Annotated in this window: 2 protein-coding genes; one reads left to right on the top strand and one right to left on the bottom strand. The window is 41.0% G+C overall.

The window, feature by feature from the left end; translation table 11 throughout:
• Positions 1-930 (top strand): AEC family transporter (locus ASU00_RS21405; RefSeq protein ID WP_236712799.1); only part of this gene is annotated, 930 nt, incomplete at its 5' end.
• A gap of 68 nt (positions 931-998) precedes the next feature.
• Here ASU00_RS21405 and ASU00_RS26435 read toward each other — a convergent pair.
• A partial coding sequence (locus ASU00_RS26435) for a hypothetical protein (RefSeq protein WP_057915491.1) occupies positions 999-1,184 on the bottom strand: 186 nt, incomplete at its 5' end.

Raw genomic sequence — 1,184 nt, 5'->3', positions numbered from 1 at the left:
AAAAAAAAGGTTATGAAGGTGACAACGATGGAATTTTTAACTATCCTCCTGCCCATTTTCGGTATATTTGCAATCGGGTTTATCGGACAAAAGAAAATCGGTTTTGATACAAAGACAATCTCGACAATGGCGCTTTACCTCATGTCGCCGATACTCGTATTTCGGACTTTTTATACTACCCCATTCAATATAGACTATTTATATCTAACTTTTTACACATTTGCTCTTTGTTTTTCCCTCATTGCAGTCGTGTACATCATTTCTTATTTCCACGGATATTCGACTCCAGAGACATGTGGGATGATTTTGGCGTCGTCTTTTATGAACAATGGAAATTATGGTACCCCTGTAGTTCTCTTACTCTTTGGTGCAACTGGACTAAAATCTGCGATCATTTTAATGGTGATACAACAAGTGGTTATGTGTACTGTAGGCGTGTATTATGCTGCTAAGGGGAGTCCAGATGGTAATGGCATCCGCTCGGCGCTTCGGGCAGTTCAACGTATGCCGATCGTATATGGAGGCCTATTAGGAGCAGTTTTTCAATTATTGCATATTCCTTTGAGCAATTCCGTAATAGAAGCTGTCAACTTAGTGGCAGATGCAGCAATACCTACTGTAATGATCGTTCTAGGCATGCAACTTGCTAATATATCGATTAAACAATTAGCGAAAGCCAAGATATCTTGGTCGCTTCTAATCAAGCTAGCGATTTCTCCAGCAATTGCGTATATGCTAACTCTTTTCTTGCCTGTAGATGAGATGGTTAAACAAATCATGATCATTATGGCTGCGATGCCAACTGCCGCGAATACGACGATGTACGCCCTTCAATTCAATACAGAGTCAGAGTTCGTTTCGAGTACGACCCTTATTAGTACAACATTAAGTCTTGCAACATTGCCTATTATATTTATGATTGTTTTATAAAGTGAGAGGGTTTTTTCATAGTTGTTTTCAATCAGAATGTAGACAAACTTGGTGAAAATCGAGTTTGTCTACGTTTTTTTTATGGGTGTACCATTTAAATGTTGCTTTCCACTGCAGGCGCTCCCTTTCCGCGGGCGGTCCTTGAGCCTCCTTAGCTTTTCAGCCTGCGGGGTCTCAAGTAGACGCGCATTTCCCGCAGGAGTGTCGCTGCCTTCCGTTTCAATCCACTTTGTGTGAACACGAAAATGGAATTC

It is taken from the genome of Peribacillus muralis (assembly GCF_001439925.1).
Taxonomy (GTDB): domain Bacteria; phylum Bacillota; class Bacilli; order Bacillales; family DSM-1321; genus Peribacillus; species Peribacillus muralis.
This window is presented reverse-complemented; position numbering and strand designations above follow the sequence as displayed.